The sequence below is a fragment of the Brucella intermedia LMG 3301 genome (assembly GCF_000182645.1).
Taxonomy (GTDB): domain Bacteria; phylum Pseudomonadota; class Alphaproteobacteria; order Rhizobiales; family Rhizobiaceae; genus Brucella; species Brucella intermedia.
Window position 1 is genome coordinate 265,307 of sequence record NZ_ACQA01000001.1, and the last position, 14,947, is coordinate 280,253.

Below are 14,947 nucleotides of genomic sequence, written 5' to 3' on the forward strand. Positions count from 1 at the left end.
GTTTTTCCTCGTGAAGGTAAACTATAGCGCGAGCGGGAAAAGGAAACCGTCGTTCGACACCCCTCCTGACAGCAGGCTGGCAGGAGGGGTGATGTCAGGGAGCTCGATCAGCCGATGAAATCGCTTTGCGTGCCATGCGCTTCGATGGCCTGTGCAAGGCGCTGCAGCGCGTGGACATAGGCTGCCGAGCGAACCGTCACATTGTGCTGTTTGGCATGGTTCCAGATGGCGCGGCCTTCGCGTTCCATGATGGTTTTCAGGCGCTCATGGATTTCTTCAAGCGTCCAGTAATAGCCCTGGCGGTTCTGCACCCATTCGAAATAGGAAACCGTCACGCCACCGGCATTGGCGAGAATATCCGGCAGAACGACGACGCCGTTTTCTCCCAGTATCCTGTCGGCTTCCGGCGTCACGGGGCCGTTGGCAAGCTCGACGATCAGCCTGGCCTTGATGGATGCCGCATTGTCCGCATGGATCATGTTTTCCATGGCGCTCGGCACCAGAACATCGCATTCGGCTGCAAGCAGCTCATCGGCGGAGATGGCTTCGTGGCCGTTCTTGCCAGCGGTGGAAACGACCGACTTGCCCTGTTCCTTGGCCTGCATCAGCAGGTCGAGATCAAGGCCGTCGGCGCAGTAGACGGCGCCGGACGAATCCGAAACGGCAACGATCTTGTGCCCGTCGCCTGCCATCAGCTTGGCGATGAACTGTCCGGCATTGCCGAAACCCTGAACGGTGACGCGAAGCTGCGAGGCAAGGCCCAGATCCTGCGCCAGGTGGCGCACGAGATAGAAGCCGCCGCGCGCCGTCGCATCGTTGCGGCCGAGCGAACCGCCGAGCGCCAGCGGCTTGCCGGTGATGACGGCGGGCGAAGACTGCCCGACGATCTGGGAATATTCGTCGGCCATCCAGCCCATGATCATGGAATTGGTGTAGACGTCGGGTGCCGGAATATCGCGGTCCGGGCCGATAATGCCGGAGAAAGCCTGGATATAGGCGCGCGAAAGACGCTCAAGCTCAGCCTTGGAAAGCTGGCGCGGATCAACCTGGATGGCGCCCTTGCCGCCGCCATAGGGAAGGTTCATGACCGCGCATTTGAACGTCATCCAGAAGGCCAGCGTCTCGACTTCTTCGGCGGTGGATTCCGGATGGTAGCGAATGCCGCCCTTGGTCGGTCCGCGCGTGTCGTCGTAGCGGCAGCGCCACGCAAGAAAGGATTTGCGCGAACCATCGTCCATGCGAATCATCAGTCGCACTTTCATGGTCTCACGTGCATATTTCAGCTTCTCGATGACATCCGCATCGATGTTGATGTGGCTTGCCGCCTCGTCCAGACGAACGAGTGCGCTTTCGAGTAGATTCTCCTTAGTCACGGAATCACCTTTCTTGCGTTTCTTTTATTTTGGACGCGATTTTACGAAAGAATGCGTAGACCTTTGCGCAACAAAAGAAAAGGAAAAAGGACAATAATGTTGTCCTATTTTACAGGGGCCATTTTTGAAACTGCTTTACCGTTCCGTTGCAGGCGCGGGCAGGCTCGCCGGCGTCGGACGGGATGTCGCGAAATGGTGGCCATGTCGTATTTGTGGCGTCTTTTGACGCAAGCCTGCTGTCGGGTTTGAAACGGAAACAATAGAAATATCATCAAAGGCTTCGCATGTGCCGGAAGGGCGCTTGCGGCCGCGAAACTGGTGGTTGTCTATGTCCCGTTTTTCTGCAGCTTCGATTATTAAAAATGCGCTGTCCGGCAACAAGAACTGGAAGCCGCAATGGCCCAATGCCGAACCCAAGGCCGAATATGACGTGATAATCGTCGGCGCGGGCGGGCATGGCCTGGGTGCCGCCTATTATCTGGCCAAGGAGCACGGCATCACCAATGTCGCCGTCATCGAAAAGGGCTGGCTCGGCGGCGGCAATACGGGCCGCAACACCACCATCATCCGCTCCAACTATCTCTATGACGAGAGCGCGCATCTTTACGAACATGCGATGAAGCTGTGGGAGGGTCTGAGCCAGGACCTCAACTACAACGTCATGTTCTCGCAGCGCGGCGTCATGATGCTGGCGCATACGGTGCATGACGTACAGAGCTTCAAGCGTCATATCCATGCCAACCGCCTCAACGGCATCGACAATGAATGGCTGACCAAGGAGCAGGCGAAGGAATATTGCCCGCCGCTCGATATTTCCCCCAATGCGCGTTATCCGGTTGTGGGCGCCACCTTGCAGCGGCGCGGCGGCGTGGCACGCCACGATGCGGTCGCCTGGGGCTATGCGCGCGGGGCGACCGAGCGCGGCGTCGATATCATCCAGAACTGCCCTGTCACGGCCATCCGCCGCGATGCTTCGGGCCGCGTCACCGGCGTCGATACGCCACGCGGCTTCATCAAGGCGAAGAAAGTGGCGGTATCGGCTGCGGGCAGCACGTCGATTGTCATGGATACGGCAGGCGTTCGCATGCCGCTTGAAAGCTTCCCGCTGCAGGCGCTGGTGTCCGAGCCGGTCAAGCCGATCTTCCCCTGCGTGGTCATGTCCAACACGGTCCATGCCTATATCAGCCAGTCCGACAAGGGCGAACTGGTGATCGGTTCCGGCACCGATCAGTATGTGTCCTACAGCCAGCGCGGCGGCCTGCCGCTGATCGAGCATACGCTTGCGGCCATCTGCGAAGTCTTCCCGATCTTCACCCGCATGCGGATGCTGCGCAAATGGGGCGGCATCGTCGATGTCACGCCGGATCGCTCCCCGATCATCGGCAAGACGCCGGTGCCGGGCCTTTATGTCAATTGCGGCTGGGGCACGGGCGGCTTCAAGGCGACGCCGGGTTCGGCGCATGTCTTCGCGCATACGATTGCCCGCGATGAGCCGCACTGGATCAACGCACCCTTCACGCTTGAACGCTTCACCACCGGTCGCCTGATCGACGAAGCGGCTGCTGCCGCCGTCGCGCACTAAGGGAGGTATGATATGCTTTTAATCCGTTGCCCTTATTGCGAGATGGAACGTCCGGAACTGGAATTTGCCTATGCAGGCGAAGCGCATATTGCGCGCCCTGCCGACCCATCGACGCTTTCCGACGACGAATGGCGCGATTTCCTGTTCACGCGCTCCAATCCCCGCGGCACCCATTTTGAACGCTGGCGGCATATCAATGGCTGCGGCCGCTTCTTCAATGCGGTGCGCGACACGGTGAGCGACAAGTTCGCGATGACCTACAAGGCCGGTGAACCCCGTCCTGCTTTGGCAGAAACTCCGGTTGCGGAGACGAAATAATGACCGATATGCGCATTCATAACAAAGGCCGCGTCAACAAGGCCAAGGCCGTCCGGTTCACCTTCAACGGCAAGTCCTATTCCGGCTTCGAGGGCGATACGCTGGCTTCCGCCATGCTTGCCAATGGCGAGCATCTGGCCGGTCGTTCGTTCAAATATCACCGCCCGCGCGGCATTCTTTCCGCCGGTTCCGAAGAGCCGAATGCGCTGATGGGCGTTTCACGCGGGCCGGGCCGCTTCGAGCCGAACACCCGCGCAACGGTGCTGGAACTCTATGACGGCCTCAAGGCCGAAACCCAGAACCACTGGCCGTCGCTGAAGCACGATGTGGGCGCGATCAACGACGCCTTCTACATGTTCTTCTCGGCAGGCTTTTACTACAAGACCTTCATGTGGCCGAAGAGTTTCTGGAACAAGGTCTATGAGCCATTCATCCGTGGCGCGGCCGGTCTTGGCAAATCGCCTTCCGAGCCCGATCCCGACACCTATGCCAGCCGCTATGCCTTCTGCGATGTGTTGATCGCCGGTGGCGGGCCTGCCGGTCTTGCTGCCGCGCTGGAGGCCGCGAAAAGCGGCGCCAAGGTAATCATCTGCGACGAGCAGGCGGAATTTGGCGGCTCGCTTCTGTCGGAACCGGAGCCTGTCATCAATGGCCGCGCAAGCTGGGACTGGCTCAGCGAAACCATTGCCGCGCTCAAGGGCAATCCGAATGTCACGCTTCTGCCGCGCACTACGGCCATCGGCTATTACCACCAGAACATGGTCGGCCTTTGCGAGCGCCTGACCGATCATCAGGCCAGACCCGCTTCCAACGCGCCGCGTGAACGCATGTGGCGGGTGCGCGCTAGCCAAGTCGTGCTGGCGCAGGGTTCCATCGAAAAACCGCTGGTCTTTGCCGGCAATGACCGCCCGGGTGTGATGCTGGCATCCGCCGCACGCACCTATCTCAACCGCTATGGCGTCAAGGTCGGCAATCAGGCCGTCGTCGTCACCTCGCATGACAGCGCCTGGCTTGCGGCCTTCGATCTCGCGGTCGCAGGCGTCAAGGTTCCGGCCATCATCGATGTGCGTTCAAGCGTTGCCGACAGCCTCGTCAACCGCGCGAAGATGCTCGGCATCGAGACGCTGACCGGCTGGACGGTGACGGATACCGGCGGACGCCACCGCGTGTCGTCCGTGCGCGTCAATCCGGTTTCCAATGGCTCTGTCGGCGCTGCGCGCACGATTGCCTGCGACGTGCTGCTGATGTCCGGCGGCTGGAATCCGAGCGTGCATCTGTTCTCGCACACGAAAGGCTCGCTGGTCTGGGACGACGCACGGCAGATCTATCTGCCGGGCAAGCCGACCGAGGAAAGCCGCTGTGCCGGTGCGGGCAATGGCAATTTCGATCTGGCTGCCGCATTGCGTGAGGGTGCGGAAGCGGGTGCCGCGGCAGCCAGCGATGCCGGGCACAAGGCCAAGCCATCAGACTATGCTGTGGCCGGTGATTTCATCTGCGACGGCGTAAGCTGTCGCGAACTGCCGACCGATCGCGATCCGGGCAAGGCCAAGGCTTTCATCGATTTCCAGAACGATGTGACCGCCAAGGATATTCGTCTGGCCGTGCGCGAGGGCTTCCACTCCATCGAGCACGTCAAGCGCTATACCACCAACGGCATGGCGACCGATCAGGGCAAGACGTCCAACATCAACGGTCTGGCCGTTGCAGCCGATGCGCTCAAGCGCCCGACGCCGCAGGTGGGTCTCACCACCTTCCGTCCGCCCTATACGCCGACGACCTTTGGCGCCTTCTGCGGTTATAATCGCGGCAAACTGTTCGACGTGACGCGCAAGACGCCAATCGATAGCTGGGCCGAACAGCATGGCGCGGCTTTCGAGCCGGTGTCGCTGTGGCGGCGCGCATGGTATTTCCCGAAAACCGGCGAAGACATGCATCAGGCCGTGGCGCGTGAATGCAGGGCGACCCGCCAGTCGCTCGGCATGTTCGATGCCTCCACGCTCGGCAAGATCGAAGTTGTCGGCCCGGATGCAGCCGAATTCATGAACCGCATGTACACCAATCCATGGACGAAGCTTGGTGTCGGGCGCTGCCGCTATGGCCTGCTGCTCGGCGAAGATGGCTTCATCCGCGATGATGGTGTCGTCGGTCGCCTGACGCAGGATCGCTTCCATGTGACCACCACGACCGGCGGTGCCGCGCGTGTTCTCAACATGATGGAAGATTATCTCCAGACCGAATGGCCGGAGCTGAAAGTCTCATTGACCTCGACCACCGAGCAATGGGCCGTGGTCGCGATCAATGGCCCCAATGCGCGCAAGCTCATCGAGCCGATGGTCGAAGGGCTGGATATTTCCGACGAAGCCTTCCCGCATATGTCGGTTGCGGAATGCAAATTCCTCGGCGTGCCTGCGCGTCTGTTCCGCATGAGCTTCACCGGCGAACTGGGTTACGAAATCAACGTTCCCGCGCGCTATGGCCTGTCACTGTGGAAGGCGCTTTATGAGGCCGGCCAGCAATATGACATCACGCCTTACGGCACCGAAACCATGCACGTCCTGCGCGCCGAAAAGGGCTATATCATTGTCGGTCAGGACACGGATGGCACGGTGACGCCGGATGATGCCAGCCTTGGCTGGGCGATTGGCAAGCAGAAGCCGGATTTCGTCGGCAAGCGTTCGCTCACCCGTCCGGACATGCTGAAATCGGATCGCAAGCATCTCGTGGGGCTGCTCACCAATGATCCGAAGCTGGTGCTGGAAGAAGGCGCGCAGATTGTCGCCGACCCAAAACAGCCGTTGCCGATGACCATGCTTGGCCATGTCACCTCGTCCTATTGGAGCGAGACGCTCGGGCGGTCCATCGCCATGGCGTTGGTGTCGGGCGGCAAGGCTCGCATGGGTGAAACGCTTTATATGCCGATGCCGGATGGCAGCGTGCATGAGGCCACTGTATCGGGCATGGTCTTCTATGACCCCGAAGGCACAAGGCTTAATGGATAAGGATTGAACCATGCTCGTTGAAACCAAACCTTATTCGAACCGCAAGGTCGTCATTCCCGGTCGTCTGGAAATCCACGCGGCGGACGATGCTGCCCGTTTCGTCCTGCGCATCGGCCCGGCAAAGCTGGCCCTGGCTGAAAAGGCGCTGGGCGCAGAAATCCCGGCGAAGATCGGCGATCTTGCCCGCACGGATGATATTGCCGTTGCCTGCATCGGACCGGATGAATGGTATATCTGGGCTGATGAAGCCAAGGGTGCTGCCATCACGCAGGCTTTCGCCGGGCTTTATGAAACAGAGCCGCACAGCCTGACGGAAGTGAGCCATCGCGAAACCGGCATCGACATTACCGGCCCGCAGGCTGAATGGCTCCTCAATGCCGCGTCTCCGCTCAATCTGGCTGAAATGCAGGCACCGGGCGCTGCGCGCACCATCTTCGACCGGGCCCAGATCATCCTGCTGAAATGGGATGCGGATCATTACCGCATCGAAGTGTGGAACTCATTCGCCGATCATGTGTGGACCTTGCTGGAACTGGCCAGCAACGAGGTCGAACTCGCAATCTGATCGAAAAGACGCCGCCCCACCGGGCGGCGTTTTTGCCTTGAGGGCTTGATGCGACATCTCCTTCCCTCATCCTGAGGAGCCGTTGAAAACGGCGTCTCGAAGGGCTGAGGGAAAATGCGCCGGTATCCGCCTCTGTCCTTTAAAGCTTCCAGAGACGGATTGCATTCCCGGACAACAGGCGCGTTTTTTCGTCGTTGCTGCATCCTTCAAGAAGCGCATGGGTTGTCGCCACCCATGTGGAAAGCCCGGCGTCGGCATTGGTTGCCAATGTGCAGACGGGCCAGTCGCTGCCCCACACCACACGGTCCCAGCCGAATGACCGGATGACATGTTCGACATAGGGCCGCACCGTATCGACGGTCCAGTTTTCCGGGTCCGCATAGGCCACCACGCCGGAAATCTTCGCCGTCACATTGTCGCGCTGCGAAATCTCGCTGATGCCCTTCTGCCAGCTTTCCAGTGCTCCCGACTTTATATCCGGCACGCCGCAGTGATCGAGCACGAATTGCACCCCGGGCGCGAGGTCGGCCAGTGCCAGCACCTTGTCGATCTGGTGGGGAAGGGTGCAAAGATCGAAGGTCAGGCCGGTGCCTTCGAGCCGCTTGATATTCTCGCGGAAAAGCGCGCCCTCGGAAACATCGTCCGGCACGACATGCAACACGCGGCGAAAGCCTTTGACGAAGGGATTGCTGCGCTGGCGTTCCAGATATTCGGCAAAGCCTGGCTCTTCCGGGCGGCAGGAGGCGATTGCGCCCTTGATGAAATCACCCGATCGTCTGGAAATCTCCTGAATATGATCCGTTTCAGCCTGAATGGCATCGGCTGCCACATCCACTTCCATATGCAGCGCCGCCTCGATGCCGCAGCGCTCTGCCTGCTTCCGATAGGTCTCGAACAGGAAGTCGCGATTGAGGGCCGGAACGCCGTCGAGCCATGGATAGTTCAGCGCGCTTTTGTCGATCAGATGCAGATGGGTATCGATAATCATGAAAACGTCCTCCTCCCGTATAGTTTCAAAAAAGAAGAGAGTTTTCAAATAAGAATTGACGGTCTCCCGCTTTCGGAATGCGTTCTACTCAGTGGCTCCGATATCGGAGCCCACCAGTTTCGACAGATCCTGAACAGTCTTTTGCAGCAGGCCGATGGTCTGTGTGATGTCGGGGGCTGAAGCCGAGTTGACGAGCGTCACATAGGGGCAGGTCAGCGAGGCTATGCAGGTGCCGTCCGGGCCGAGGATGGGCGCCGAGAGATTATAGACGCCTGCCACCTGGGCGCTCGGCATCATTTCATAACCGCGTTCGCGTATCTGGTCGAGCCGGTCGTAGAAGTCTTGATCGAGCTTTACACTTTCAACGTCCTTTGCATATTCGGCAATCATCATCTTGCGTTCTTCGGGAGAACGGAAGGCGAGAAGCACATGGCCGGACCCGGTGTCGAACAGGCTGATATGTGAGCCGACGCGGATCGAAATGCCCCAGTAATCCGGGGCTTCCTGCTGCGCTATGACAACGACCGACCCGCGGTCGAACACCGCAAGCTGGTTGGCCTGTCGCGAGCGGTCCGCGAGTTCACGCATGAAGGGCGTGGCAAAGGAAGCCAGTCTGCGCACCGGTGCATGAAGGTGTGCAAGACCGAACAGCTTGAGGGTCAGTGAATAGCGGTCGCCTTCAAGCTTGGTCACATAACCGCGCTTCACCAGCCGGTCCAGCATCCGGTAGAATTCATTGGGGCTGCGGTCGAGGTGTTTGGCAATCTCTGCCTGTGTCAGCCCACCATCCACGCTCGCAAGCAGTTCCAGAATATCCAGGCCCTTGTCCAGCGCCGGGGCGCGATAGCGATCCTCTGTTTCCAAGTGAACTCCCCTTGTGAATATCATTCTTCATATACGAAGGACCGCGGATTCGAAAGGTGCAAACAGGCAGAGAAAGCCTTGACCGGATTTGCATAATATGTTTGCATATAAATAAATGATTTACAATTGGGGGCGAGTTGAGGAGCGCCGCCGGGAGGCCAGGGTGCAAGGTGAGTTTCGAGGCGTGCTGCCGGGCGGGAGCCGTCCGGTTGGTGCGGAGCGTGGAATAGCGCGCTGCTACGGATCGCATCTGCGATCTTGCCCACGGCACCCCGATCCTTGCAAGCGGCGTCGGCGACACGGCGATGCTCATCAACCCGGTTGCTTTTTCCCATGGTTATGATCGTCTGCGGTTCATATCGGAAATACGCTTAATCAGCGGGACGACCACATCCTGCTTGTCGAACGGAAGGCTTGGAAATGACGATACGTTTTGATGGAAAGACCGCGCTGGTGACAGCCGCAGCGCAAGGGATCGGCCGTGCAAGCGCACTGGCCTTTGCGGAGGCGGGCGCGAAGGTCTACGCGACCGACATCAATACCGATGCTCTCAAGGAGATCGAAGGCGTCAGCGGCATCATCACCCGCAAGCTCAACGTGCTTGACGATGAGCAGGTCAAGGCGCTCGTCGCCGAAATCGGGCAGGTGGATATCCTGTTCAACTGCGCTGGTGTCGTCCATGGCGGCTCGATCCTCGAAATGAAGGACGAAGACCTCGATTTTGCGGTCAATCTCAACATCCGTTCGATGATCCGCACCATCCGCGCCGTGCTGCCGGGCATGCTGGAACGCAAGGACGGCGCCATCGTCAACATGGCCTCGGTCGCTTCCAGTGTGAAGGGCGTGCCGAACCGCTTTGCCTATGGCGTCACCAAGGCCGCAGTTATCGGCCTGACGAAGGCCGTCGCCGCCGATTATGTTGCCAGGGGCATCCGCTGCAACGCCATTTGCCCCGGTACGGTGGAAAGCCCGTCCCTGCAGGACCGCTTGCGCGCGCAGGGCGATTATGAGGAGCAGCGCGCAGCCTTCATCGCCCGCCAGCCGATCGGCCGCATTGGCCAGCCGGAAGAAATCGCCGATCTCGCCGTTTATCTCGCCGGTGCGACCTACACCACCGGCCAGGCCTACAACATTGACGGAGGCTGGACGATCTAGGGCGGTCGATATTCAAGCTCTGGCGGTCTGCAAATGGCGCAGCCAGAGCTCGACCACCCTGACGCCCTCTCTTTCATCCCCTCAAAGGAGTAAACTCATGAAATTTCTTCGTTACGGTGAAGCCGGTCAGGAAAAGCCGGGCATTCTCGATGCCGATGGCGCGATCCGCGATCTCTCCGCCCATGTAGGCGACCTCTCCGGCGCGGCGCTTGCCCCGGATACACTGGCAAAGCTCGGCGCGATCGACGTCAATTCGCTGCCGAAGGTCGAAGGCAATCCGCGCCTTGGTCCTTGTGTTGCAGGCACCGGCAAGTTCATCTGCATCGGCCTCAACTATTCCGATCACGCCGCCGAAACCGGCGCGGCGGTCCCGCCGGAACCGATCATCTTCATGAAGGCAACGTCCGCCATCGTCGGCCCGAATGACGATCTCGTCATCCCGCGCGGTTCGGAAAAGACCGACTGGGAAGTCGAACTTGGCATCGTCATCGGCAAGACCGCGAAATATGTCTCGGAAGAAGACGCCCTCGACTACGTGGCTGGCTATTGCACCATCCATGATGTGTCGGAACGCGCCTTCCAGATCAAGCGTCAGGGCCAGTGGACGAAGGGCAAGTCCTGCGACACGTTCGGCCCGACCGGCCCGTGGCTCGTGACGAAGGATGAGATCGAAGACCCGGAAAACCTCGGCATGTGGCTCAAGGTCAATGGCGAGACCATGCAGAACGGTTCGTCGAAGACGATGATCTACGGCATTCGCCACCTCGTTTCCTACCTGTCGCAGTTCATGTCCTTGCAGCCGGGCGATATCATCTCCACCGGCACGCCTCCCGGCGTCGGCATGGGCATGAAGCCGCCTCGCTATCTCAAGGCTGGCGACGTCGTGGAACTCGGCATCGAAGGCCTCGGCAGCCAGAAGCAGAACGTGCGCGCCGACACCTAGGCTTTGTTTGAGCATGGTCCCGAACCGGCTTTGCTGTTTCGGGACCACGCCCTGATCACGGATAAATCATGACCAAAATCACTGATCTGCGCGTCTTCGATCTGCGTTTCCCGACTTCCCAAAGTCTGGACGGTTCCGACGCGATGAACCCGGACCCGGATTACTCCGCGGCCTATGTCATTCTCGATACGGATGACGAGGCGCTGAAGGGACACGGCCTCACCTTCACCATCGGTCGCGGCAACGATATCTGCTGCCAGGCGATTCTCGCCATGCGGCATCTGGTGGTCGGCGCCTCGCTGGAGGATTTCCGGGCTGCGCCTGGAAAATTCTGGCGCTACCTGACCGGTGACAGCCAGTTGCGCTGGATCGGCCCGGACAAGGGCGCCATGCATCTTGCTACCGGCGCTGTCGTCAACGCCTTCTGGGATCTGGCTGCGAAGCAGTCGGGAAAGCCTGTATGGCGGCTTGTTGCCGACATGTCGCCGGAGGAAATCGCCGATATCGTCGATTACCGCTACCTCACCGATGCGCTGACGCGTGACGAGGCTGTCGAAATCCTGCGCAAGGCCGAAGCTGGCAAGGCCGGGCGCATCGCCACGCTCGAAGCGGAAGGCTATGCCTGTTACACGACCTCGGCTGGCTGGCTCGGCTATGACGACGACAAGCTGCGCCGTCTGTGTCAGGAAGCCATCGATGAGGGCTTCAACCACGTCAAGATGAAGGTCGGCCGCGATCTGGAGGACGATATTCGCCGCCTCACCATCGCGCGCGAAGTGATCGGCCCGGACCGTTACCTGATGATCGACGCCAATCAGGTGTGGGAAGTCGATCAGGCAATCGAGTGGGTGAACAAGCTGGCCTTCTCCAAGCCGTTCTTCATCGAGGAACCGACCAGCCCGGACGATGTTGCAGGCCACCGCAAGATTCGCGAAGCCATTGGCGACGTGAAGGTTGCGACTGGCGAAATGTGCCAGAACCGCATCATGTTCAAGCAGTTCATCGCGGAAGGCGCCATCGACATCGTCCAGATCGATTCGTGCCGCATGGGTGGCCTGAACGAAGTTCTGGCGGTGTTGCTGATTGCCGCCAAGTTTGGCAAGCCGGTCTGGCCGCATGCGGGCGGCGTCGGCTTGTGCGAATATGTGCAGCACCTGTCGATGATCGACTATGTGGCCGTTTCAGGCACCAAGGAAGGCCGCGTGATCGAATATGTCGATCATCTGCACGAACACTTCATCGATCCGTGCGTCATCAGGAACGCGGCCTATATGCCGCCGTCGCTGCCGGGCTTCTCCATCGAGATGAAGCCGCAGTCGATTGCGGACTATACGTTCAGGGGCTGAGATCGGTTTCTGCACCGGAAACAAAGGCCGCGCTGAAAAGCGCGGCCTTTCTGCTTATAGGAAGCGGATCATCAGCGCGCCGGTCAGCAGCAAAACGGCACCGGCGACGCGTCCGGCGGTGATTTCACGCACGGCAACGCCCATGAAGCCGATACGGTCGGCGGCAAGCCCGGCCATCAACTGTCCGGCGACCGCCAGACCCATCACGGCGGCAGCGCCGATGCGTGGCGTCAGCAGTACCGATGCGGTCACATAGATACAGCCAAGCGCACCGCCAGCCACGAACAGCCAGCCCGCAGGCACGTTGAAGGCCGGCATTGCGCCGGTCGCGCGCGCGGTAATCCCGGCAATGATCGCGAGGATCACAGCACCGGAAAGAAACGAAATCGCGGCAGCCGTTACCGGCGACCCCAGACCCCGAGCCAATGCTGCATTGATGGGGGCCTGAATAGCAATACAGGCACCTGAAAGGATGCCGAACAATGTCCAGAGCATGGAAATTTCCTTATATGGAGAACCGGCTGAAACTTGGCACTACAGTTGCATTCTTCGGGATGCAGGACTGCAAAGAGCAATTTGCATTCGCATAATCCTGAAAAGCCTGCAACTTTTCGGGACTATGCGAAGCTTCTGGTGTGCGAAAATCACACTTTTCGCCACGGCGTGACGACTTTGCAACCGTGGTGTCAAGCGGCGCGTTTATCCGTTGCTGTGACAGACAGGTGCAGGCCAAGGGCCTTCATGACGCCGAGCAAGGTCGATAGTTTTGGATCGCCGTTCTCGCTCAGGGAGCGGTAAAGGGCTTCACGGGTAATTCCGGCTTCTTTAGCGACAGTTGTCATGCCGATGGAACGGGCTACGTCACCAAGAGCATGCGCAATAAGGGAAGGGTCGCCATCTTCAAAGGCCGCTTCCAGATAGGCAACACGCTCTTCCGGCGTCTTGAGGTGATCAAGAACATCAAAACGGGTGGTTTCAAGGACCATTCTAAATCTCCTTCGCCATTTGTTTTGCCAGCGCGATATCCCGGCCCTGTGATGACTTGTCGCCGCCACACAGCAGAACAACAATAGTTGATCCCATGGATACGAAATAACCCGATAGCCGGGGCCGTATGTAATGCGCATTTCGCTCACGCCTTCGCCGACAGATTTCACATCGCCAATCGGGTCAATATAAACGTGATTTGTAGGTTACATGACGCACGGCAGCTATCGCCTGTCAACGTGTTGCACCGAATGTTGCATGGACAATGTTGCAACCCATATTCCGGGCAAATATGAGCCTTGATCCGGAATAGCTCTTTAAATTTATTTGATTTTGGAGTGGTGCCCGGAGGCGGATTCGAACCACCGACACGCGGATTTTCAATCCGCTGCTCTACCAACTGAGCTATCCGGGCATCCGTAACAAGCGATCTGCTTGTTCTGGGCGGTGTTGGTTCCCGCCGGAAGTGGGTGGGTTATAGCATTAAATTTCGCGCTGTCCAGCACCGTATCGCAATTTTTATCAGCTTTTCTCACATCTTTGTTAAATAACTGATTTTATTGGCGGAAGCTGATTTGAAAGAGGCTAGTTGCCTTCTTCTTCCTCTTCATCGATCGGCTTTCCCGGCAGCACATAGCTGCCGGACAGCCAGCGATTGAGGTCGATGCTTTTGCACCGGGGCGAACAGAAGGGATAGGATTCGCGCGTGGAAGGTTTTCCGCATTCCGGGCAGGGGCGCGTCGGACGCAATGGCGTCACGCGTGCGCCTGCTGCTGCCGATATGTCCTTCTTGTCACTCATGTCTGCTCTCAGACTTTCCCGCTGCCCCAGTTGGCGTAAACCGGATAATCGACATCGTTCAGCAGGCTTACGGTTTCCTGCAGCGGCAATCCCACCACGTTCGTATAGGACCCGACCAGCTTCACCACGAAGCTGCCTGCCAGTCCCTGGATGGCGTAGCCGCCCGCTTTCCCGCGCCATTCGCCGGATGAAAGATAGGCATCCATCTGCTGGCGGGAGAGCCGTTCGAAGCGAAGCCGCGTTTCCACCAGTGTGTGGCGCAGATTTCCGTTTGGCAAGACAAGGCTCACGCCGGTGAATACCTTGTGCGTGCGCCCGGAAAGCAGGCGCAGGCATTCTCTCGCCTCGTCGGCAATCTCGGTCTTGGGGAGAATGCGCCGGCCAACGGCCACGACCGTATCGGCGGCAAGAATGAAGGCATGTGCGAAATTCGCATCGTCCTTCAACAATTCCTGTGCCTTGCGCGCCTTTTCCCGCGACAGACGTCGCGCCAGCGAGCGCGGGTGTTCCGCGCGCTGCGGCGTTTCATCTATATCGGCCGGATAAATATGGTCCGGTTCGATGCCTGCCTGCCCCAGAAGCTCGATCCTGCGTGGAGAACCGGAGGCTAGAACCAGCTTGTGTTGCGCGCTCATCGACTAGACATTTCCTGGAACGGATTGCTTACTTGAAGCGGTAGGTGATGCGGCCCTTGGTCAGGTCGTAAGGGGTCATTTCAACCAGCACCTTGTCACCGGCCAGAACGCGGATGCGATTCTTGCGCATGCGGCCAGCCGTATGGGCGATGATTTCGTGTTCGTTCTCGAGCTTCACCCGGAACATAGCATTGGGCAGCAGTTCCGTAACAACACCCGGAAATTCTAGGACTTCTTCTTTCGCCATGCGATACCTGTTTCTTTCTTCGATAAAATGCGCTCTTGAGCGGGCTTTAGAACGCCGTGCGTCTCTGGGACGCACAAAGGACGCTCTGATTTATTGAATCTACGCATCGTGCTTTCCGAAATCGATTCCGATTTTCGGGCCGAT

General features: G+C 59.1%; 15 protein-coding genes, 1 tRNA gene and 2 pseudogenes. 8 read left to right on the forward strand and 10 right to left on the reverse strand.

Annotated features, from left to right (window positions below; all coding sequences use genetic code 11):
• Nucleotides 1-107 precede the first annotated feature (107 nt).
• A complete protein-coding gene (locus OINT_RS01195) occupies nucleotides 108-1,373 on the reverse strand; it encodes a Glu/Leu/Phe/Val family dehydrogenase (protein WP_006465957.1) in 1,266 nt (421 codons plus the stop codon).
• A gap of 328 nt (nucleotides 1,374-1,701) precedes the next feature.
• Between OINT_RS01195 and OINT_RS01200 the strand changes: the two genes are divergently transcribed.
• The 4 genes from OINT_RS01200 to OINT_RS01215 are packed head-to-tail and all read left to right on the forward strand — an operon-like array spanning nucleotide 1,702 to nucleotide 6,837.
• Nucleotides 1,702-2,955 (forward strand): sarcosine oxidase subunit beta family protein, encoded by a 1,254-nt coding sequence (locus tag OINT_RS01200; protein ID WP_006465958.1) that lies wholly within the window; start codon nucleotides 1,702-1,704, stop codon nucleotides 2,953-2,955.
• Nucleotides 2,956-2,967: 12 nt separating this feature from the next.
• On the forward strand, nucleotides 2,968-3,273 hold the full coding sequence (locus OINT_RS01205; RefSeq protein ID WP_006465959.1) for a sarcosine oxidase subunit delta: 306 nt from the start codon (nucleotides 2,968-2,970) through the stop codon (nucleotides 3,271-3,273).
• Nucleotides 3,273-6,272 carry a sarcosine oxidase subunit alpha gene (locus OINT_RS01210; protein ID WP_006465960.1) on the forward strand — a complete coding sequence of 1,000 codons (3,000 nt, stop codon included), beginning with the start codon at nucleotides 3,273-3,275 and terminating at the stop codon, nucleotides 6,270-6,272. The genes OINT_RS01205 and OINT_RS01210 overlap by 1 nt, the downstream gene beginning before the upstream one ends.
• A 10-nt stretch (nucleotides 6,273-6,282) precedes the next feature.
• Nucleotides 6,283-6,837, forward strand: a complete 555-nt coding sequence (locus OINT_RS01215; RefSeq protein ID WP_006465961.1) for a sarcosine oxidase subunit gamma — start codon at nucleotides 6,283-6,285, stop codon at nucleotides 6,835-6,837.
• 139 nt (nucleotides 6,838-6,976) lie between these two features.
• Here OINT_RS01215 and OINT_RS01220 read toward each other — a convergent pair whose 3' ends face one another.
• Both OINT_RS01220 and OINT_RS01225 read right to left on the reverse strand, forming a co-directional pair.
• Entirely contained in the window at nucleotides 6,977-7,825 is an 849-nt protein-coding gene (locus tag OINT_RS01220; RefSeq protein WP_006470805.1) for an amidohydrolase family protein, read from the reverse strand.
• Nucleotides 7,826-7,909: 84 nt separating this feature from the next.
• Nucleotides 7,910-8,713 carry an IclR family transcriptional regulator gene (locus tag OINT_RS01225; protein ID WP_006465964.1) on the reverse strand — a complete coding sequence of 268 codons (804 nt, stop codon included), beginning with the start codon at nucleotides 8,711-8,713 and terminating at the stop codon, nucleotides 7,910-7,912.
• A 233-nt stretch (nucleotides 8,714-8,946) separates the two neighbouring features.
• Between OINT_RS01225 and OINT_RS24005 the strand changes: the two are divergent.
• From OINT_RS24005 to OINT_RS01240, 4 genes and pseudogenes are all read left to right on the forward strand, one after another.
• Nucleotides 8,947-9,063 (forward strand): annotated as a pseudogene (locus OINT_RS24005) (dehydratase); the annotation flags it as partial.
• A gap of 46 nt (nucleotides 9,064-9,109) precedes the next feature.
• Nucleotides 9,110-9,844, forward strand: a complete 735-nt coding sequence (locus OINT_RS01230; protein ID WP_006470803.1) for an SDR family oxidoreductase — start codon at nucleotides 9,110-9,112, stop codon at nucleotides 9,842-9,844.
• Nucleotides 9,845-9,941: 97 nt separating this feature from the next.
• Nucleotides 9,942-10,787: a fumarylacetoacetate hydrolase family protein gene (locus OINT_RS01235; protein WP_006470802.1), complete on the forward strand. Its 846-nt coding sequence runs from the start codon at nucleotides 9,942-9,944 to the stop codon at nucleotides 10,785-10,787.
• Between the two features lie 68 nt (nucleotides 10,788-10,855).
• Nucleotides 10,856-12,133 (forward strand): L-fuconate dehydratase, encoded by a 1,278-nt coding sequence (locus OINT_RS01240; RefSeq protein WP_006465967.1) that lies wholly within the window; start codon nucleotides 10,856-10,858, stop codon nucleotides 12,131-12,133.
• 54 nt (nucleotides 12,134-12,187) lie between these two features.
• Here the strand turns inward: OINT_RS01240 and OINT_RS01245 are convergent, their stop codons facing one another.
• The 7 genes and pseudogenes from OINT_RS01245 to infA all read right to left on the reverse strand — a co-directional run bounded on the left by OINT_RS01245 (nucleotide 12,188) and on the right by infA (nucleotide 14,803).
• Nucleotides 12,188-12,628 (reverse strand): DMT family transporter, encoded by a 441-nt coding sequence (locus OINT_RS01245; RefSeq protein ID WP_006465968.1) that lies wholly within the window; start codon nucleotides 12,626-12,628, stop codon nucleotides 12,188-12,190.
• Nucleotides 12,629-12,819: 191 nt separating this feature from the next.
• Nucleotides 12,820-13,119 (reverse strand): addiction module antidote protein, encoded by a 300-nt coding sequence (locus OINT_RS01250; protein WP_006470801.1) that lies wholly within the window; start codon nucleotides 13,117-13,119, stop codon nucleotides 12,820-12,822.
• Between the two features lies 1 nt (nucleotide 13,120).
• Nucleotides 13,121-13,296, reverse strand: a pseudogene (locus OINT_RS24010) (type II toxin-antitoxin system RelE/ParE family toxin); the annotation flags it as partial.
• Between the two features lie 163 nt (nucleotides 13,297-13,459).
• A tRNA-Phe gene (locus OINT_RS01255) sits at nucleotides 13,460-13,535 on the reverse strand.
• A gap of 170 nt (nucleotides 13,536-13,705) precedes the next feature.
• Nucleotides 13,706-13,921: a DNA gyrase inhibitor YacG gene (gene yacG / locus OINT_RS01260; RefSeq protein ID WP_006465970.1), complete on the reverse strand. Its 216-nt coding sequence runs from the start codon at nucleotides 13,919-13,921 to the stop codon at nucleotides 13,706-13,708.
• 8 nt (nucleotides 13,922-13,929) lie between these two features.
• Nucleotides 13,930-14,556 (reverse strand): Maf-like protein, encoded by a 627-nt coding sequence (locus OINT_RS01265; protein ID WP_006465971.1) that lies wholly within the window; start codon nucleotides 14,554-14,556, stop codon nucleotides 13,930-13,932.
• Nucleotides 14,557-14,584: 28 nt separating this feature from the next.
• Nucleotides 14,585-14,803, reverse strand: coding sequence for a translation initiation factor IF-1 (gene infA / locus OINT_RS01270; protein ID WP_002965531.1), 219 nt, complete (start codon nucleotides 14,801-14,803; stop codon nucleotides 14,585-14,587).
• Nucleotides 14,804-14,947 lie beyond the last annotated feature (144 nt).

What these genes read in the sequence shown, in the direction of transcription:
- OINT_RS01200 (WP_006465958.1), top strand. Translation starts at nt 1,702, where the DNA reads ATGTCCCGTTTTTCTGCAGCTTCGATTATTAAAAATGCGCTGTCCGGC.
- OINT_RS01205 (WP_006465959.1), top strand. Translation starts at nt 2,968, where the DNA reads ATGCTTTTAATCCGTTGCCCTTATTGCGAGATGGAACGTCCGGAACTG.
- OINT_RS01210 (WP_006465960.1), top strand. Translation starts at nt 3,273, where the DNA reads ATGACCGATATGCGCATTCATAACAAAGGCCGCGTCAACAAGGCCAAG.
- OINT_RS01215 (WP_006465961.1), top strand. Translation starts at nt 6,283, where the DNA reads ATGCTCGTTGAAACCAAACCTTATTCGAACCGCAAGGTCGTCATTCCC.
- OINT_RS01220 (WP_006470805.1), bottom strand. Translation starts at nt 7,825, where the DNA reads ATGATTATCGATACCCATCTGCATCTGATCGACAAAAGCGCGCTGAAC.
- OINT_RS01225 (WP_006465964.1), bottom strand. Translation starts at nt 8,713, where the DNA reads ATGATATTCACAAGGGGAGTTCACTTGGAAACAGAGGATCGCTATCGC.
- OINT_RS01230 (WP_006470803.1), top strand. Translation starts at nt 9,110, where the DNA reads ATGACGATACGTTTTGATGGAAAGACCGCGCTGGTGACAGCCGCAGCG.
- OINT_RS01235 (WP_006470802.1), top strand. Translation starts at nt 9,942, where the DNA reads ATGAAATTTCTTCGTTACGGTGAAGCCGGTCAGGAAAAGCCGGGCATT.
- OINT_RS01240 (WP_006465967.1), top strand. Translation starts at nt 10,856, where the DNA reads ATGACCAAAATCACTGATCTGCGCGTCTTCGATCTGCGTTTCCCGACT.
- OINT_RS01245 (WP_006465968.1), bottom strand. Translation starts at nt 12,628, where the DNA reads ATGCTCTGGACATTGTTCGGCATCCTTTCAGGTGCCTGTATTGCTATT.
- OINT_RS01250 (WP_006470801.1), bottom strand. Translation starts at nt 13,119, where the DNA reads ATGGTCCTTGAAACCACCCGTTTTGATGTTCTTGATCACCTCAAGACG.
- yacG (WP_006465970.1), bottom strand. Translation starts at nt 13,921, where the DNA reads ATGAGTGACAAGAAGGACATATCGGCAGCAGCAGGCGCACGCGTGACG.
- OINT_RS01265 (WP_006465971.1), bottom strand. Translation starts at nt 14,556, where the DNA reads ATGAGCGCGCAACACAAGCTGGTTCTAGCCTCCGGTTCTCCACGCAGG.
- infA (WP_002965531.1), bottom strand. Translation starts at nt 14,803, where the DNA reads ATGGCGAAAGAAGAAGTCCTAGAATTTCCGGGTGTTGTTACGGAACTG.